This is a genomic window from Cylindrospermopsis raciborskii Cr2010, from assembly GCF_003367075.2.
GTDB classification, from domain to species: domain Bacteria; phylum Cyanobacteriota; class Cyanobacteriia; order Cyanobacteriales; family Nostocaceae; genus Raphidiopsis; species Raphidiopsis raciborskii.
The window spans coordinates 1,086,685-1,105,361 of sequence record NZ_CP065936.1 but is presented as its reverse complement, the minus strand read 5'-3'; the positions used below and the strand labels follow the sequence as shown (position 1 = coordinate 1,105,361).

The 18,677-nt window shown below is 40.5% G+C and carries 10 protein-coding genes; 1 reads left to right on the top strand and 9 read right to left on the bottom strand.

The annotated features are described in order from the left end of the window. The first annotated feature begins 63 nt into the window (after positions 1-63). Positions 64-4,632, top strand: coding sequence for a Calx-beta domain-containing protein (locus C6N34_RS05005; RefSeq protein WP_181884009.1), 4,569 nt, complete (start codon positions 64-66; stop codon positions 4,630-4,632). Positions 4,633-4,833: 201 nt separating this feature from the next. On the opposite strand, the gene C6N34_RS05000 is transcribed toward C6N34_RS05005, so the two are convergent. From C6N34_RS05000 to pheT, 9 genes are all read right to left on the bottom strand, one after another. Beyond that, entirely contained in the window at positions 4,834-5,619 is a 786-nt protein-coding gene (locus C6N34_RS05000; protein ID WP_115538339.1) for a peptidylprolyl isomerase, read from the bottom strand. Between the two features lie 20 nt (positions 5,620-5,639). Continuing rightward, entirely contained in the window at positions 5,640-7,175 is a 1,536-nt protein-coding gene (locus C6N34_RS04995) for an HlyD family efflux transporter periplasmic adaptor subunit (protein WP_115538338.1), read from the bottom strand. A 23-nt stretch (positions 7,176-7,198) separates the two neighbouring features. Beyond that, positions 7,199-9,916: an ABC transporter transmembrane domain-containing protein gene (locus C6N34_RS04990; protein ID WP_115538337.1), complete on the bottom strand. Its 2,718-nt coding sequence runs from the start codon at positions 9,914-9,916 to the stop codon at positions 7,199-7,201. A 113-nt stretch (positions 9,917-10,029) separates the two neighbouring features. Further along, positions 10,030-10,638, bottom strand: a complete 609-nt coding sequence (locus C6N34_RS04985; protein ID WP_057177316.1) for a helix-turn-helix domain-containing protein — start codon at positions 10,636-10,638, stop codon at positions 10,030-10,032. 387 nt (positions 10,639-11,025) lie between these two features. Then, positions 11,026-11,997: a nucleotidyl transferase AbiEii/AbiGii toxin family protein gene (locus tag C6N34_RS04980; RefSeq protein ID WP_115538336.1), complete on the bottom strand. Its 972-nt coding sequence runs from the start codon at positions 11,995-11,997 to the stop codon at positions 11,026-11,028. Further along, entirely contained in the window at positions 11,994-12,701 is a 708-nt protein-coding gene (locus C6N34_RS04975) for a hypothetical protein (RefSeq protein WP_115538335.1), read from the bottom strand. The genes C6N34_RS04980 and C6N34_RS04975 overlap by 4 nt, the downstream gene beginning before the upstream one ends. A 74-nt stretch (positions 12,702-12,775) precedes the next feature. Further along, on the bottom strand, positions 12,776-15,301 hold the full coding sequence (locus tag C6N34_RS04970; RefSeq protein ID WP_115538334.1) for a mannose-1-phosphate guanyltransferase: 2,526 nt from the start codon (positions 15,299-15,301) through the stop codon (positions 12,776-12,778). A 600-nt stretch (positions 15,302-15,901) separates the two neighbouring features. Continuing rightward, positions 15,902-16,171: a YciI family protein gene (locus C6N34_RS04960; RefSeq protein ID WP_057177313.1), complete on the bottom strand. Its 270-nt coding sequence runs from the start codon at positions 16,169-16,171 to the stop codon at positions 15,902-15,904. Positions 16,172-16,225: 54 nt separating this feature from the next. Continuing rightward, complete coding sequence (pheT, locus tag C6N34_RS04955; RefSeq protein ID WP_115538333.1) at positions 16,226-18,664, bottom strand: phenylalanine--tRNA ligase subunit beta; 2,439 nt, start codon at positions 18,662-18,664, stop codon at positions 16,226-16,228. Between the last annotated feature and the right edge of the window lie 13 nt (positions 18,665-18,677).

Here is an 18,677-nt window from a genome sequence, read left to right as displayed (position 1 = left end):
GGAAATATGCTTTTATTTCCCAACAGCTCTATTTTTAAAAACAATTGTGTGAGGTTTTTGGTCGTGGCGAAAATAACTAATCAGGGCTTAAATAGTGCATTGCACCAGCTGTGGGTTTTTTCTTTGTCAGGTGACTTTTGGCAAGTGTTGGATACGGCGTTTGGTACGGAATATAACAGAGAAAATGCCCAAATACTGAGGTTACAGTGGCAAAAAGGGGATTTTAGTCAGTTACCGCAAATGGAGATTGTAGATGGCGGTATTCTAGGCGATGGTAATGGTGCCTACTCGTCAAGTGAGAATAGGATTTATCTGTCTAGCAAGTTAATAGAGAAGGGCACTTTAGGTTTAGTTAGCAAGGTGCTTATAGAAGAAATAGGGCATTATGTAGATGCTTATATTAATACAGTGGATAGTCCCGGAGATGAAGGGGCGATTTTTGCTGCATTGGTGCAGGGTGAAGGATTAAATAAGGATGAGATTAGTCGGTTAAAAGCAGAAGAAGATCTAGCATCAGTAACCATTGATGGCAAAACAGTAGAAGTAGAAAAGAATGGTTCAATCTTGCCCGTAGTAGCTTGGACACGTTTATTAGGAACCAGCGGTATTGATTTTGGTGTGGACTTAACTGTGGGAACTGACGGATCCCTCTACATAGTTGGTTTCACGGAGGGCAATCTGGATGGAAGCAATAGGGGACTTCAAGACGCTTTTATTGCCAAATACGACGACAATGGCACAAATGTTTGGAAAAAACAATTTGGTACTGTTGCAGGTGACATTGCTGATGCAGTAACCATATCTGGTGATGGATTTATCTATGTAGCTGGGGTTACAGGAGGGAACCTTGGTGGTCAGAATAGCACCGGTTTGGGAGCGTTTATTAGAAAATATGATCCAGATGGCAATGAAGTTTGGACCCAGTTGGTAGATATAAATACTGGTAGTCTAAATATTGCCTATGCAGTGGTTGCTGGCAGTGATAGTTCCATATATATCTCAGGAAGCACTATTGACCCAACCCAAACTAGTGTAGGTGGTCAGTTACTTTCCGATGCTTTTGTTAGTAAATATGACTCAAGTGGTACTAAGATTTGGACAAAGTTACTAGGAACACTTAGTGGTAATGAAGAGGCTATTGCTTTAACTGTCGGCAGTGACCAATCAATTTATGTCACAGGTTATACTGAGTGGAAATTGGATGGAGAAAACTACAATGGAGCGACAGATGTATTTGTCAGTAAATATGATCCAAATGGCAACCGGATTTGGACGAGGGTATTAGGAACAATTGAAGATGAAACACCATCGGGGTTAGCTACAGATAGTAGCGGATTTATCTATGTTAGTGGTACGAGCGGTGGAAATTTAGATGGGCAACCTAATAGCGGTTTATCAGATGTATTTATTAGCAAGTACAGTTCAGATGGAAGTAAAGTTTGGACAAAGCTAATAGGTACTAGTGGAGATGATCTAGGATCTTTAAGCATTGGGAATGATAACTCCATTTATCTGGGGGTTTCTCCAGATATCCAGCTTGACCCTAATTCTTACCTTGGATTTCAAGCATCTGAGAGCTTTATCACCAAGTACAGTACGAACGGTGATCAAATCTGGAAAAGTCCCCCCTTGTTGACTGGTAGTAATTATCCAACCACCCTAACCACGGGAAAAGATGGCTCGATCTATTTAGGTGGGATAACTGATAGCAACCTGGATGGACAAAATAATAGTGGATCTTTTGATGTCTTTATCACTAAGTTAGAAGATGATGTTCCCACATTGGCGATCGCTCCTGAAAATGCTAACCAACCTGAGGGAGATAGTGGTAGCAAGGCATTCACATTTATTGTCAACCGGAGTGGCTATATCTTAACTCCAGTCAGTGTTGATTATACAGTACAAAGTCCCGTACTTACAGCTGTTATAGATGGGATGGAATCCGCTATTGGGGATGACTTTGTGGGAGGTGTTTTTCCCTCGGGAAGAGTTAACTTTGTAGGAAATGAAACTAGTAAAGTGATCACAGTGAATGTGCAAGGAGACACTACCCCTGAAGTGGATGGTGATTTCCCCAGCGTGGATGTCTTTACGGTTACCCTCTCTAATGCCACTGGTGGGGCAACTATTACCACTGCAACTGCTGTAGGAACTATCCAAAACGATGATGTTGTTGTTGCTCCTGGACTGGCGATCGCATCTACCGGCGCCACTCAAACGGAAGGGAACTCAGGTACAAAAGCTTTTCCCTTTACTGTTACCCGCAGTGGAGATACCACTAGTAGCAGCAGTGCTAATTGGGCAGTTACTGGATTTGGCACTAACCAAGCAGATGTCACGGATTTTGGTGGAACCCTGCCAACTGGTACAGTGAATTTTACAGCAGGTGAAACTAGTAAAACTATCATAGTAGATGTGTTAGGAGACACCACTGTTGAACCGGATGAAGGGTTTACAGTTACCCTCTCCAACCCGACCAATGCTACCATTACCACTGCTACTGCTGTAGGAACTATCCAAAACGATGATGTTGTTGTTGCTCCTGGACTGGCGATCGCCCCTACCAATGCCATTCAAACGGAAGGAAATATAGGCACAAAAGCCTTTACTTTTACTGTTACCCGCAGTGGAGATACTACTGGCAGTAGCAGTGCTAATTGGGCAGTAACCGGGTCTGGCACTAACCCAGCAGATGTCACGGATTTTGGTGGAACCCTGCCAACTGGTACAGTGAATTTTACAGCAGGTGAAACTAGTAAAACTATCATAGTAGATGTGTTAGGAGACACCACTGTTGAACCAGATGAAGGGTTTACAGTTACCCTCTCCAACCCGACCAATGCTACCATTACCACTGCTACTGCTGTAGGAACTATCCAAAACGATGATGTTGTTGTTGCTCCTGGACTGGCGATCGCCCCTACCAATGCCATTCAAACGGAAGGGAACTTAGGTACAAAAGCCTTTACTTTTACTGTTACCCGCAGTGGAGATACTACTGGCAGTAGCAGTGCTAATTGGGCAGTAACAGGGTCTAGCACTAACCAAGCAGATGTTACGGATTTTGGTGGAACACTACCAAGTGGTATGGTCAGTTTTGCAGCAGGTGAAACCAGTCAAATCATCACAGTGAACGTGTCAGGAGACACCACATTTGAACCGGATGAAGGGTTTACAGTTACCCTCTCCAACCCCATAGGAGCAGTTTTGGGTACATCCTCTGTCGGAACTAATATCCGAGAGTCAGCTTCAGGTGGTTATGGGGTAACCGAGAAGTTTTACAATATTTCATCAGGAGATGGTATCTTTAAGCTGAACTATAATATGTACGCTATTCCAGATAAAGCGGAGATACTTGTCAATAATGTGTTGCAAAACCAAACTAATGGATTTGTCTCTGGAGAGGGATCTTTAGACCTGAATTCAGTCAAATTAAAAGCTGGAGACCAGGTCAAAGTGATAATTACTGGTAATGTTCAAGGAACAGCTTGGGACTACAGCGTGGATTATAGTGGAGGAATAAGTTCTTTGAACTATATTGCCAGTGGTGTTATTATCAATGATGATACCCAAGTCACCCAGGTCAACCTAGCTGTCTCCCCTACCACCGTTACAGAAGATGGAAATAATAACCTAATCTACACCTTCACCCGCACTGGTTCCATCACTAACACTCTAGCTGTAAACTACACCATTGGGGGAACAGCTACCCTAGACACGGATTACACAGGGATTATCAGTGCAGGAACCACAAAGACTGTCACTTTTGCTGCTGGGTCATCCACCGCTACAGTTACTATTGACCCCATAGCTGACACCACAGTAGAAGGGGATGAAACAGTGGAGTTAACTTTGGCTCCTGGCACTGGTTACAACATTGACACCACCAGTGTAGTCACAGGAACAATTACCAATGACGATCGCACCCTCACCCCTATTATTGATTACGCACCCAACGTGAATATATCCACGGGTTTGGTTTTCAGCACCAATGGGGGAGGAAATCTGTCTTTAGACACAAATAGACTATCCATGTCTAATGAAGTTACCGGTGTCCAAAATGGAACAAAGTCCAATTTTAACCACTTATTTGGACTATACGAGGTCTTGAATGCTCAAGGAGAAATTAATACTGAGAAAGGGGTCTTAAAACCGGGAGATAGCGATTATGCGTTTTATGCTCTCACCACTGCTAGAGTCAAGGACTTCATAGTACAAGCAGGTAATAGCGATATTCCCAGCACCGCTACACAATTAGGGTCTGGTGTGTCACTTCAAGGTAATAAGTTTTATGCTCCTTTTGTGATTGCTAACTGTGGAACTTACTTCCCCAATTTACAACAGGGAGTAGAAGATTTCGTCGCTGCTGAAAACGGAGACGTAAACCGGTTTGCCAATGCACCTAAACATGTGCGAGACCTTGTTGCTACGGAAGTAGATAATGAGTTCAATAATGCACCTAGATTCGTACAGGAACCTGTAGCCTATTTTAGCTTTGGGTCAGCTAATCCCGATAAATCTCCCCATCTCCGTTCCTATGGTAATGGAGTCTATGGATTTGAGGATTTACCCGCTACCGCTACCCAATATTCCAACAATGATTTCAATGATGCGGTTTTTGCTCTTTCTTAAACTTGAGTTTGTTGGTTTCTCAACTTCTCCATCCCCGGATGGGGAGGTTGAAACTTTGGTGTTAAGTAGGGAGACACAATTATTTGTAGGATGGGTCGAGTAACGAGACCCATCTGGGTGTTGGGTTTCATACTTCAACCCAACCTACGTTCTCCATCCCCGCATGGGAAGGTTGAAACTCTGTGGATATGTTAGTACATTTTAACTAGTCTGAGTGATGATAAGTGGAGACAGAGGTAGATTGTATTTAGCTCCTAAATTAACTTCGATTTCTAGGGTACTTATTTGTTGTCTCAACCAATTTGTAAATAAATCTCCTATAATTCTCAGACGTATCTGTTCATTCAACTGGGGTTGAATAATCTCTTCTACCATGATGATACGCACTCCTTGAGGTGTGGTGATGGGTTTGAGGATTTGTGGAGGATTAGCAGCAAAAATGGCCGCAGCAATTTCTGGTCTGAAATCTTTTCGCTCACGCATACCTTGATATCCCCCTGCTCTACGGAGTTCTGGATTTTGAATATATTGACGAGCTACTTCATGAAAGCTAATTTCCCCTTCCTGCAGGGCATAAAATATTTCTAGGGCTAAATCTTCATCATCTAATATGACTTCATAAATTGCTGCTGCAATGTATTCCAGTTGATGAGCATAAAAAAATGATTCCACTTGGTCTGCAAATAAATGATTAGCCAATTTGGCAGATAGTAGGTTGGTGTAGGCAATTTCTTCAAAGTTATCTAGGGATAAATAGTGTTTCTTTAACCAGGCCCAGGTGTCTTCTGCTTTGACTAGGTTATTGGCTAATCTCAGATTGTCCGCTGCTTGCTGTAGTTCCGCTGTGGTTATCTGAATATCTTCTTTCATCGCTGTCTGTGTCACTATTTTCCTACTGGCGATCGCATCTAATATGTTGGGCATTTGACAAGATATTTTTAGGTGATACAGAATATCTTGATCACCAACATTGATTTTTTCTAACATGATTTTTTCCTCCTCTAATCTTATAAATCCAAACCATTTTTCTGTAATCTTTTAAATGGATCTAATATCAGATCCATAACTCGACGTTGACGGACAATAAGTTCTGCGGTAGCTGTTTGACCTGGTATTAGGGGAATGGGCTTATCCCCAGATTTGATATAGGGTTTTTCTAAGGCAATTTCTAATTGGTATGTTTCCACAGAAGTGGGTCTATTTGGTGAAACCTTTGCATCAGGTGAAATCCATAAAACCCTTCCCTGAGTTACCCCATACTCCTGGAATGGATAGGCATCAAATTTAATTTTTACTGGCATTCCTACTTTAATAAAACCACTTTGTTGACTTGGTATTTCCGCTTTCAAAATTAAATTGGCATCTTTGGGAGCAATTTGAGCTACCATTTGTCCTACCTGAACAACAGCACCTGGCTTTTTAATCGGTAGCTCGAAGACTATACCATCCACAGGCGATCGCAATGTTCGTTGTTGTAATTGTAATTGCAGGGACTTGATTTGACTTTTAGTTTGGCTAATCTCCGATTTTATGCCACTAATTTGTGTTTGTAAATCTTTGAGTTGCTCTTGATTTTTTAACACTGTTAATTTACCTGCTTGAATAATACTTTGGTAACTACTTTCCTGTTCTTGTAACCGGAGTTTGGCTTGTTGAATTTCTGACCTTAATTGATTCATAACCGAGTTGTATCGGCTTAATTCTTCCCGTAGTTGTAAACTAGCCCTTTGCAGGTTAGAACTAGCTTCCTGTCGTAATCTTTGACTATCTTCTGCTGTTTTTTCTATCTCCACAAATCGGGTTTGAGGAATTATCCCTTCTTCTAACAGTTGGTTATAGCGAGCAACTTCTAGGGAATCTCGACGTAAACGGTTTTCAGCTAATCCATAAGCAATTTGGGTAGACTGGATATTCTGTTTTACTTGTTCTACTTGAGTAAGTCTTTCCAATTTTTGCAATTGATACGCACTCTGTTTAGCATCGAGATTTTCCCTTGCTTGATTTAATTGGGCAAGTTTTTCTAGGGATTGGGATTGATTTTGTTGTTTCTGAATATTAATAGCCAGCAACACCTGATTATATAACAGTTCTATTTGAGTTTGACGATTGACTAAACCCTCTAATTTTGCTTGAGCTTCTTGTAATTGTGTGCGCAGTAATTGAGAGTCAATTTCCATCAAAGGTTGTCCAGCTTGAACCCTGGTACCTTCTTTTACATTAACTGCAACCACACTACCCATGACTGAACTATCTAACTTATGAGTTGCACCTTTTGGTTCCATTCTACCACTAGCACTCCCCGTTTCGTCAATTTGAGAGAACATAATCCATGGTAAAGCAACTGCTGTAAAAGTAACTAGTAAATACAGCATTGATCTGGTCCACACTTTGGGTAAAGCATCTAATAATTCTTCCGTGCCATAAAACCAGTCTTTAACTGAAGTTTCTATCTGGTTGGGATTTTCTTGAGTAATAATTTCGGCAATTGGCGGTTGTTCTGATATCAAAATTGCCGAAGATGAATTATAGGTTGATTGTGGCATAAATTTCCCTTACCTCAAGTTCACTAACTAACTACGGATAACTGTTGTTGATTAAGATAGTAATAATTTCCACGTTTAGCAATCAATTCTTCGTGAGTACCTTGCTCGACTAAAATTCCCCGATCTAATACTAAAATTAAGTCAGCATGACGTACGGTAGATAGACGATGGGCAATTATTAAACTAGTGCGTCCTTTGAGAATTTTCTGCAAGTTTTTTTGAATAATTCTTTCAGATTCTGCATCTAGATGACTGGTGGCTTCATCTAATATTAAAAGGCGCGGATTTCCTAATAATGCTCTAGCTATAGCTAATCGTTGTCTTTGTCCCCCCGATAACATACCTCCTCCCTCACCAATTTGAGTTTCGTAACCCATGGGCATAAATTTAATAAATTCATCTGCACCTGCTAATTGTGCCACGGTAATGATTTCTTCTAAGGTGGATTCTGGATGGGCAATACTGATGTTTTCTCTAATTGTACCACCAAATAAAAATGTGTCCTGGTCCACAACCCCTATTTGAGACCGTAAGGATTTGAGAGCAATACTTGTCACATCTTGATTGTCTATTAAAATTCTACCATCTGTCGCAGGATATAATCCTAAAATTAGTTTGGATAGAGTTGTCTTACCAGATCCACTTCTTCCTACTACTGCTACGGTTTGTTCAGGTTTAATGTGAAAGTTGATGTTTTCTAAAATGTTAATATCGCTGTCTTTGTGATAACGAAAGGTGACATTTTCAAAGCAAATTTCTCCCCTTAGTTTTGATAGACTTTGCCGAGGTTGGATGACTAAATCTTCTTCTACTTCTGCTTCTAATACATCATTAATGCGCTCGGTAGAAACTATAACTTCTTGAAGTTGATTCCACAACACGATTAACCTTTGAAAAGGCTGGATAATGTTGCCTAATAACATATTAAAGGCTACTAGTTGACCAATAGTCAACTGATTGTGAATTACTAACCAAGCGCCAAACCAGAGTAAGCCTGTTGTTGCTAAAGATTGAATGGTGGCACTAATTATTTGTAACTTATTACTAATAATTTGAACGGCAAAGTTTTTCTTGGTCAAATTATGTAGTAATTCTTCCCAGCGCCATCTTACAGTTTGTTCTATAGCTAAGGAACGAATTGAAGAAATGCCACTTAAAGCCTGAATTAAATAGCTATTCTCTTTGGCTAATGCTCCAAATACTTCTCGACTAATACGTCTCAAAAAAGGTGTGGCAAATAATGCTAGAAAAACAAATGGTGGGACAATTGCTAAAACAAACAATGCTAGAGGTGGACTATACCAAAACATCAAGCCTACATAAATAAATACCGTTAGTAAATCTAGAATAATAGATAGGGCTTCCCCCGTGAGGAATCGCTGAATTTTTTGGTTTTCTTGTACGCGAGAAACAATGTCACCCACATAACGAGACTCAAAAAAAGACAAGGGTAGTAAAAATGTATGTTTGATAAATCCCACCAATAATGCTACGCTAATTTTATTAGCTGTGTGGTCTAATAAATATTGTCTAAGTCCATTAATCACTACTCTAAATAATCCGAAAATTAGTAAACCAAACCCAACTGTATTTAGGGTTATTGTGCTACCCTGAACTATAACCCGATCCAACAAAAGTTGGGTAAATAGGGGTGTTACCAAACCAAAGATCTGAATTAAAATCGAAGCCACCAAAACTTCTACAAGTATCTGAAAGTGAGGTTTCACTAACTCAAATAACTGCCAAAATGGGCTGTTAGCTTCTATGCTCTCTTGAAAAGATTTTGTAGGTTCTAATAATAGTGCATAACCAGTCCACCCAGCTTTAAATTCCTCAACTGTTAAAGTTCGTTGTCCAATAGCGGGATCTCCTACAATTACCTGTTTTTTGCTAATCTCATAGACTACTATATAATGTTTTCCCTCCCAATGGGCGATCGCGGGTAATGGTTGCTGAGCAAATTTATCTAAACTGGCTTTTACTGGACGGGTGGCAAAACCAATACTTTCAGCAGCACTGGTTAAACTTTTCATTGATGCACCAGAACGGTTAACATTAGCCAGTTCTCGCAGACGATTAATACTGAAATTTTTCCCCCAATAACGGCTAATCATTACTAAACAAGCTGCGCCACAGTCGGAAGCACTTTGTTGTTCAAAATATGGGTATCGTTTACTAATTTTATGCCACCAATTACTAACTGTAACTGTGGGAGTAGGGAAGTATTTTTGTGATTTTTTCCGTTCTGGTTTAGCTGGTTTAACTGGTTTCCTCTCTGGAGGAAATTGAATGATATTCTGACTTGTGGTAGAGATTGGTGTTTCTAGGTGTGTTTTTAAAAAGCTATCCCAATTCTTGGCTTGGAGTAGCAGACGCTCTAGAACACTAGGCAATTGATTAATTACTTCCTGGGGAAGATAACCAATCTTTAAATCTACGGAAGCTCTAACAACATAATTGGCAAAATCATATTCGGGAAATAATGTCAACTCCCCAAAGCATGCTCCCAATGTTAAAGTGCTAACTAAATTGTTCCTACTATCTAATATTCTCGCTCGACCTGATAATACTAAATAAATTCCTGGGCGGGCGGTTTCAGATTGCCAAAATTGTTTCCCCACAATAGGTTCAATGATTTCCAATTTTTGCAAACAATTTTCTAAATCCTTTTGATCCAGGGATTTACCTAAAATATGACTAATTTGGGCAGATATATGTTCTTGAGAAAGGGCTGAAATCATTTCCTAAACTCCTATAAGTAGGGAGGCACAATTATTTGTAGGATGCTCATGGGGGCGTTGGGTTTCGTTCCTCAACCCAACCTACGTTCTTATCAGTGATTATTCGCCGGAGATCATTGATGATTTGGAAGTAGACTAAATGACCAATTAAAACTAGGTTCTAAGTTGGATGGTAAATCACAAATTGAAATACTTTTATCCTGATTTGCTGGATCTTTTATGGCACAGGGGTTTTTAGCTCTAGTGGAAAGTCCCATTTGCTTGAGTAACCGATTAATATGGCGATCGCTAATGGTAATACCCAATTCCTTAGCTAGATGTTTACTCAACCATTGAGCGGTCCAATTGCTAAAAGCATAGCCATATTCCCGAGGACTATGATTAACTAGGTCTTTCAATCTTTCTAAGTACTGATTATTAACGGTTTTTGGTCTCCCTATCTTTCGCTCTTTCCATTTGTGTGCCATTCCTGCTTCTGCTATACCCATCCAATATCTGGCCATTTCCTGGGAACAGTCGATAATCTCACAGATCTGAGATTGGGATTTTCCCATATCAGCTAATAAGATAATTTCAATTCTGCGGCGATACTCTGGGTGGGAATTGGTTTGCAAATTTTTTAACAGTGTTTTACGTTCAAAGGGGGTTAAAAACTTGCTCTCGTGTTTATCGTAAGTTTCATAAATATTATTGGTACTATTGGCATCAAGACTAGAAGACATAATTATCACCATTTTATCAAATACTACAAGGTCTTAGAGTGACAATCAACTAAACTCAAATTAGTTCAAATTATTAAATTCAATATTTTTTCCCCCATCATAATCCATTCAAAAATCATCCAATCTGCCATAAATTAATATTGGCAAGATTGACTGTTTATTTAATCCTATTGCTTATCTTATATTAAATTTTTGTTGAATGTGACAATACTTTAGATTGATGAATTGTGTTAATCTGACTAAATTCAGTGAATAGTTGCTCTAGATGTAACATAATCTCAGTTATTATGACGGACAAAAGTTCATTCGAGAGAGTGCTACTTCGGGTTTTACCTATTTTGATGATAATAGTTTGATAAGCTGTTTTCTCTGATTGCAAAATCAGAATTATAGCAACGGGCGAACAGATTCAAAGCAGTCTAAAATCTCCTCCCAAGTGGGAAAACTACCATAACATAACGGACGACATTGAATTGTATATTCCCAACTCAAGTAAGACTTCAACTCCGCATCAGGAAATAGAGCCAAACTATCCCTAAAACTCAATCCTGGTGGTGGTGTGTAGCTATCACCAAAACTCTCGCGACTAATGCGATCGCAATCAAACTTAAGTTGCTGATACTCATCATTTTCTAACATAGTACGAACTTCGACTTGTTGCAATAAGCAGTAGAGGTCGTAGTAATGGCGAGTGTATTTTCCCAAGCCTTCTTTAGTTTGGATGTACTGTCCGACACGACTGTGGATTGCAAACAACTTTTCGATTGCAGTCCGCCGAAAATCTAGTAGAAGCATCGAAAAGCTACTTTCATCCTCAGTTCCTAAATTCTCCCCCACGGTCTGCAGAAATTTCACCACATAAGAAGTAAGTTCCACTCGCTGAATGGGATAGTCTCCGCTGCGCGTTCCCATCTCCAGTAAAATTCTGGGAGCGATGATAGAGATAGTCTCGGTTTCTGGAAATCTTGATCGATAGTCAAAGTAACTATTCCGACTCGCACCGCGTTTGCGATTTCCTAAATCCTTCACCAGAGTTAAACCGGGGTTCAGAGCTACCGCAGCTTCAATCTCCATCAATTCCTTATCGACGCGATTGGCTCCCAAGGGTGGTGTGAAAGCTTGTTTATTCAGAAATAGATCGATATCTTCCGAAAACCGATTGATTAATTGCCAACCTTTGGATAAACTCGTTCCTCCTTTGAAAATAACTGAAGTTTCCCAACCACAAGCAATCCTCCGTAAAGCCTCGGTCACATAGTAATCCTTTTCGATTAACTGGGGAGTAAGTCCGTGTGCGGCAAAATAAACACTAGCTGCGACAAGCGCATCTTGAAAGTCAGGATGTTGGTTTAATCTCATTTAGATTGCCATTCCCGAGCATAACGCAAAGTACTTAATTTCCCAAAATCAAATCTAGAGTAAGGATTCAACAATCCCCTTAACCGTTGCAATAACTCAACCGAGTACCCTAATTCCTGTCCTAGTGCCCCCAACATTGCTCTCACTCGCGGTGGTTCGGTATGGGCGATCGCTACCAATCGCTCGAACATTTCTGGAGATTGAAAATGTTTGAGCAATTGTTGGTGCGTCTGAGCAGGAGACAAATCGCTCCATTTTCCCCGGTAACGTAAAAAGTCCAGCAGAGCTGCTTCCTTAGTTGATAGATTTCCCCAAGTGCTAGGACGACGGGTATAAAGTTTTGCCCGTTCTCCTAACCAAACCCTAGGTAGGCTATTGGCGGTGGTTGCAAAAGTCCCGTTGAGGGCGTTCTGGGTGGTAAATCCTAGTAAATTAGCAGCATTGACTCCGGCGGGATATACGGGCGTTTGGGCTAGTCGGGGAGGAATTTTACCAGGGATAGGCTGACTTATACCGAATCGAGTAGGGCGGGGATGGTAATAATGACCTTTACTGACCCGTTGCAGGATGCCTTCTTTCACCAGTTGAGTAAGGGTTTTAGCCACGGTGGCTAAGGGATAGTCGGATAAGTCTTGATGATGCCAAAATCTTTCCCCACCACCCAGAATCCTTTGGCGGATAGATTCAGTTAAGGTTTTGCTCATAGGAAAAAGAAACTATCTACTGTCTTATATTTTAAACTTATTCCAGGTTTTTGACAAAAAAACTATAACCTAGGTTAAACTTCTGCGTAGTGTTCCTGTTGACGTTCCACAAAAGTTTGTACGCGATAACGATAAATCCTCATATTTTCGTCTGCCCACTCCTTATCACTACTGTTAACAAATAAATGCACTAAGGGTTCACTAGCATCTGGTAATACTAGTACCCAACTGTCATCATAAGATTGACAAATTTTTACTCCATCAATCAATTCTAGGTTGTGTGCGGGATGGGTTTCCACTAGATAACGCATTAAAGCTCCTTTGGCAATCCAAGGACAACGAATGGTATAATTCTTGTGAATCACTCGCGGTAACTCTCCCCGCACAGCAGTCAAGGAACGCTCTTGAATTGTTAACATTTCAATCAATTTGGCGATGCAAAACATGGAATCAAATCCAGGATGTAATTGGGGGAAAATAAAACCGGTTTCGCCACTACCGCCTAATACCACATGGGAATTTTTTTGACAAGCTTCCATTAAAGCTGTGGGGTTGGCTTTGGTGCGAATTACTCTACCGTCATGACGACGTGCTACCTGTTCCACTGCACTCGAAGCATGTACTGGTACAACTACGGAACTTCGAGGATTAGCTGTTAACATCATTTCTACCATTAATGCTGTCAGCATTTCTCCACGCACGGGATAACCAGACTCATCCACTAAAATTAGTTGTTCCCCATTTGCAGACACCTGTACACCAAAGTTCGCTTTCACCGCTTCTACTACATGACCTAATTGAGTTAATAGCCCCTCTTTGGTTGTTATGGTCATTGATGTTTTATTTACACTGGCATTTAAAACTACTGCATCCGCACCAAATTTATCCAGCAGTTGGGGTAGGACAGCACCGGAAATAGCATAAACATAGTCGATAACAATCTTGGCTCGACTATTACGTAAAGTTTCTACATTTAAAAGATTTTCAAAAGCTGTACAATAATAATCTATGACCTGACTAGGATAGGACACATCTCCAATTTCATGACTTTGTGCCCTTCGCATGTCCTCTTTAAAATAAGCTCCTTCAATTTTCTTTTCCTGAGCTTTAGTAATATTAATTCCTTTACCATCCATAAACTCAATCAGGATATAATCGGGACGGTCTGGGTGCACTCGCACATGAATCCCACCAACTAAAGCCATTTTGGGAATTACGGTTCTGGCAATGGGAATTGCAGTGGAGTCAAGATTTTGAATATCTACCCCTACAGACATTAATCCAGCAATCAGAGAACGGGTGACCATACGCGAGACGGTGCGCTGATCACGGGAAACGCTGACTATGGAACCCGGTTTTAAGGTGGAACCATAAGCTACACCCAGTTTCACAGCAAATTCTGGACTAATATCAATGTTTGCTAAACCTTGTACCCCTCGCTGACCAAATAAGTTTCGTTGAGCGGTGTTTCCCCATATTAAATTAATGTTTAAAACAGCACCAGATTCAATCTTTTTACTCGGCCAAACCCGAATCCCTGGATTAATTTGTGCCTCTTCTCCTACCGTGGACAAGGAACCCACAATAGCAGCTTCCATTACATGGGCACGACGGTCTACCCTAGTACCACGGGAAATGACACAAGCAGATAGTTCTGCTTCTTCCCCAATAATCGCTCCATTCCAGACTATGGGACGTTTTAAATTCGCATCCGCACCAATGGTCACGTTGTCACCAATTATTGTACCATCTTCAATTTTTACCCTGGCCCCAATTCGGCAATTATTACCAATAATAGTGGGACTCTCAATTTTTGCTGTGGGGTCAATATAAGTATTTTGACCTATCCATAGGGAGGGAGAAACTTCCATATAGGCAATCTCTAATTTCACTTTCCTCCTTAAAGCATCATATTGTGCCTCTCTGTAGGCGTCTAAGTGACCTACATCACACCAGTAGCCTCGGTCAATATAACCATAAATGGGTTCATTCTTCTCTAATAGCAAGGGAAATAGGTCTTTTGAAAAATCAGATTCCGTATTTTCTGGTAGGTATTCTAAAACTTCTGGTTCTAAAACATAAATGCCCGTATTAACCGTGTCGGAAAAAACTTCCCCTGTGGAAGGTTTTTCTAAAAATCTTCTGATGTGACCTTCCTCATCTGTAATTACCACTCCAAATTCAATTGGGTTGGGAACACGGGTTAATATTAAAGTGGCTTTGGAGTTTTTTTGCTTATGAAACTCAATGGCTGCTTTTAAATCAAAATCTGTAATGCTATCACCGCTTATTACTAAAAATGTTTCGTCTAATAGTTCAGCTACGTTCTTAACACAACCCGCTGTACCTAGAGCTTGTTCTTCTTCAATTGCATAGGTAATTTGCACCCCAAAATCACTACCGTCTTGAAAATATTCCCGAATTACGTCTGGTAAGTAGTGTAATGTGGCGATTATTTCCGTAATTTCATTTTCTCGAAGAAGATGAATAATATGTTCGGCAATTGGTCTGTTCAAGATGGGAACCATTGGTTTGGGTAGATCACAGGTTAGAGGACGTAGTCTTGTCCCTGAACCACCTGCCATTAGCACTGCACGCATAAATCCTCCTGTATACTAGCTGAATTGCATATAGATTCGTTATAAAATATGGCTCTTCTAGTCTCCTATTAATTTTGACCTTTGAGGAACTTCCACAAGAGACATCTTATAAAAGTTCAGCAAATTTACTTATGTGCTCCTCAAAATTGTATGATTGACATCCTCCTCAGCAAGTATCTACTAGGTGGGTATCATGGCTCGCCTCGGCTATACACCAGACCATTATACAATGATTATCTTGCTGAGGATCCAGTTGGACTGGGATTCTTTGTGTTCTCGTAGCAAATTTCTTAAAATTTTTGTCCTTTTACTCTTGACAATGGCTCAAACAGGTGGTAATATGGATTCATAGAATCCATATTACCAGTACAGAGCTGTCAGGGATGTAAAAAGATGAAACTAATGATTATTGGACTTGGCTCTATTTATTTGGTTTTCGCTTGGCGATTCTGGTTAGGTTTTGAAAGAACACATTTCAGTCAAGGATTTTTCAATCGCCTAAAATTTAGTCTTCTGTGGCCAGTGTTTTACCTGACCAACTCCTCCTTTAGGCGCAATTTTAAAAGAGCACTCAAACGATAAAGTTTTTGAATATTTGGTTTAAAAAGCTTGAATCCACTCTTTAACTATATACTCTGTCCAAATACCATTTTTCCAATAAGGGTCAGCTTCTATGAGTTGACTCACAGCATTTTCGCTCTCAGCTTCATAAATACCAAAGACCTTAGTAATATCCTTGGTGGGACCTATGGTAATTAGTATTCCCGCATCCTTTTGTTTTGCCAGTCCCTCTAGGTGTGCTTGACGATAGGGTTCCCGTTTAGTTAAAACCTCTTCGCAATAACTACCCCACATAATATATTTTGCCATGATCTTTTTCCTCTGGTATTTGTAGTTGTGAAGCTTAACCTGCTCCCTAGGGATTTAACTCCTTAAAGTAACACCGAATTTTTCTACTAGGGATTCTCGAATTTTATGGTGTACTGGTTCAACCTCATTATCAGTTAAAGTGTGGTCAACCGCACGATAAACTAACCGAAAAGCTAAACTTCTTTGTCCTATGGGGACATTTTCACCTCTGTATTCGTCAAAAACCTCTACAGACTCTAGCAACCCCTTACCAGCTTTAGTAATTACTTTTTCAATCTCCCCAACCGTAACTTTTACAGACGCGAAAAACGCCAAATCGCGATCGCTTGCGGGGTAGGTAGAATAGGGTTTAAATTTAGGAGTCAATAGTTCATCATTATCCAGGGTACTGAGTAAGGTATCCAAATCTAATTGGAAGACATAAACTGCATCTGGTAAACTCTTTTCTCGTCTGAGTTGGGGATGAACTTGTCCAAAGGTTCCCAGTCTAGCTCCTCCTAACCATAAGGAAGCTGTCCTTCCGGGATGTAAACGTCTATCTCGATTTTCCGGTTGAAATTCTACCTCCAGTCCCAGTTGTTGAAAGACGTTTTCTAAAATACCTTTTGCTGCGAACCAGGTCATGGGATTTTCTTTTCCCCCATTGAACCATCTACCGACGGTGGTATCACCTCCTATAATTCCTGCAATGACTTGAGATTCTTCTAGTCCTTCTTCTTCTCTGGAGAAAATGGTGCCAATTTCAAAACCATTTAACGCCCCATTTCCTTGCTGTAGATTATATTCAAAAGCATCAATTAAACCAGAAATTAAATCGGTTCTCAGGGCTGAATATTCGGCAAATAAAGGATTATTTAAAAGAATTTGCCTGTCTTCACCGGGTTTGACCAAGGAGTAGTGCATTAACTCTGTTAAACCCTCTGCTCTTAAATAACTGCGTAATTTTCGCACTAGTTCCTGGTCTAAGGGTAAATAACCTGGTTCAGTTTTTTCGGGTAGAGTATCAACAAAGTTATCATAACCGTAAAGTCGGGCAATTTCCTCAATTAAATCAATTTCCCTTTCTAAATCGGAATAGCGATAGGATGGCACTTTTACTTGCCAACTACCATCCTGATTATCAGTTAGTTCACATCCTAAAGCTGTGAGAATCTTTTCCACATCTGCTGCTTTTAACTCTCCCGTTTCTACGCCCAAATCAATGGGACCTAACACTTGATTAATTCTCTCTAGTCGCAAAATAATAGGATGATTCTTTAGAGCATTATCAGGACGGTAATCAGCAATTTCTTGATGAACAACTTTAGCATCTGCTAACTCCTGCATCAGAGATAAAGCTCGATCAGAAGCTGTTGCTAATTCTGCCCAATTAACTCCTCTTTCGTATCTTCCCGATGCTTCACTTCTTAAACCTACACTGCGAGAAGAACGACGAATAGCCACTGAGTTGAACAGTGCAGCTTCTAAAAATAAACTGGTTGTACCTGGATGAATTTCTGTTTCTTCACCACCCATAACTCCTGCTAGAGCTACAGGTTGATTGTTAGCAGTAATTAATAAGTTCTGAGTAGATAGGTTCCGGGTTTGTCCATCTAGGGTTTGGAGAGTTTCTCCACCTTGAGCAAATCTCACCCCAATAGTTACATCTGTTCCCTGACCTACCTGCTCTAATCTTTGTTTATCAAAGGCGTGTAGAGGCTGTCCTCTTTCTAATAATACATAGTTTGTAATATCTACTATGTTGTTAATTGGACGTACACCCGCAGCAATTAAACGCCTTTGCAACCATTCAGGAGAAGGGGCAATTTTCACATTTTCTATTAGGGTACCAATATATAGAGGACAAGCGTGCTGTTCAGAAATTTTCACCCGGATTTTTTGTGCTGTGCTGGGGGTAATTTCTACTCCTGTTAGTTGAGGAAGGGATAGCTTTCCACCCGTTAATGCTGCAACTTCCCTGGCAATCCCTACCATGGATAAAGCATCTGCACGATTAGCGGTAGCTGTGACATCTAAAATCACATCGTCCAAACCTAGAAGGGGACCTACCTCCCTACCCAGGGTTAAACCCTCTTCTCTAAAAATATGAATCCCGTCTATCTCTGTGGGTAAACCCAATTCTTTTAATGAACAAATCATCCCATTGGAGGGTACACCTCTGAGCTTGGTCGGTTTGATTTTTAAATCAATATTGGGTAAATAAGTCCCCTTGGTCGCAACCGGTACATAAATATCAGCACACACATTTGATGCACCACAAACAATATTAAGTGTTTCCTCGCCGCCTATATCTACTGTGCAAACACTTAATTTATCCGCGTTTGGATGCTGTTCCCGTTTTAGAACTTTTCCTACGACAACTCCATTCGCCCAAGTGCGACGATCCTCTATACCCTCTACCTCAAACCCCGCCATTGTTAGGGTATGAGCTAGTTCTTCCGGAGTTAGTTTAATTTCTACAAGTTCCCGTAACCAATTGAAAGAGATACGCATTGTCGTTGTGTTT

Coding starts and splice junctions, on each gene's coding strand:
- C6N34_RS05000 (WP_115538339.1), bottom strand. CDS start 5,619: ATGTTAGAAAAAATCAATGTTGGTGATCAAGATATTCTGTATCACCTA.
- C6N34_RS04985 (WP_057177316.1), bottom strand. CDS start 10,638: ATGTCTTCTAGTCTTGATGCCAATAGTACCAATAATATTTATGAAACT.
- C6N34_RS04970 (WP_115538334.1), bottom strand. CDS start 15,301: ATGCGTGCAGTGCTAATGGCAGGTGGTTCAGGGACAAGACTACGTCCT.
- C6N34_RS04995 (WP_115538338.1), bottom strand. CDS start 7,175: ATGCCACAATCAACCTATAATTCATCTTCGGCAATTTTGATATCAGAA.
- C6N34_RS04990 (WP_115538337.1), bottom strand. CDS start 9,916: ATGATTTCAGCCCTTTCTCAAGAACATATATCTGCCCAAATTAGTCAT.
- C6N34_RS04980 (WP_115538336.1), bottom strand. CDS start 11,997: ATGAGATTAAACCAACATCCTGACTTTCAAGATGCGCTTGTCGCAGCT.
- C6N34_RS04975 (WP_115538335.1), bottom strand. CDS start 12,701: ATGAGCAAAACCTTAACTGAATCTATCCGCCAAAGGATTCTGGGTGGT.
- C6N34_RS04960 (WP_057177313.1), bottom strand. CDS start 16,171: ATGGCAAAATATATTATGTGGGGTAGTTATTGCGAAGAGGTTTTAACT.
- pheT (WP_115538333.1), bottom strand. CDS start 18,664: ATGCGTATCTCTTTCAATTGGTTACGGGAACTTGTAGAAATTAAACTA.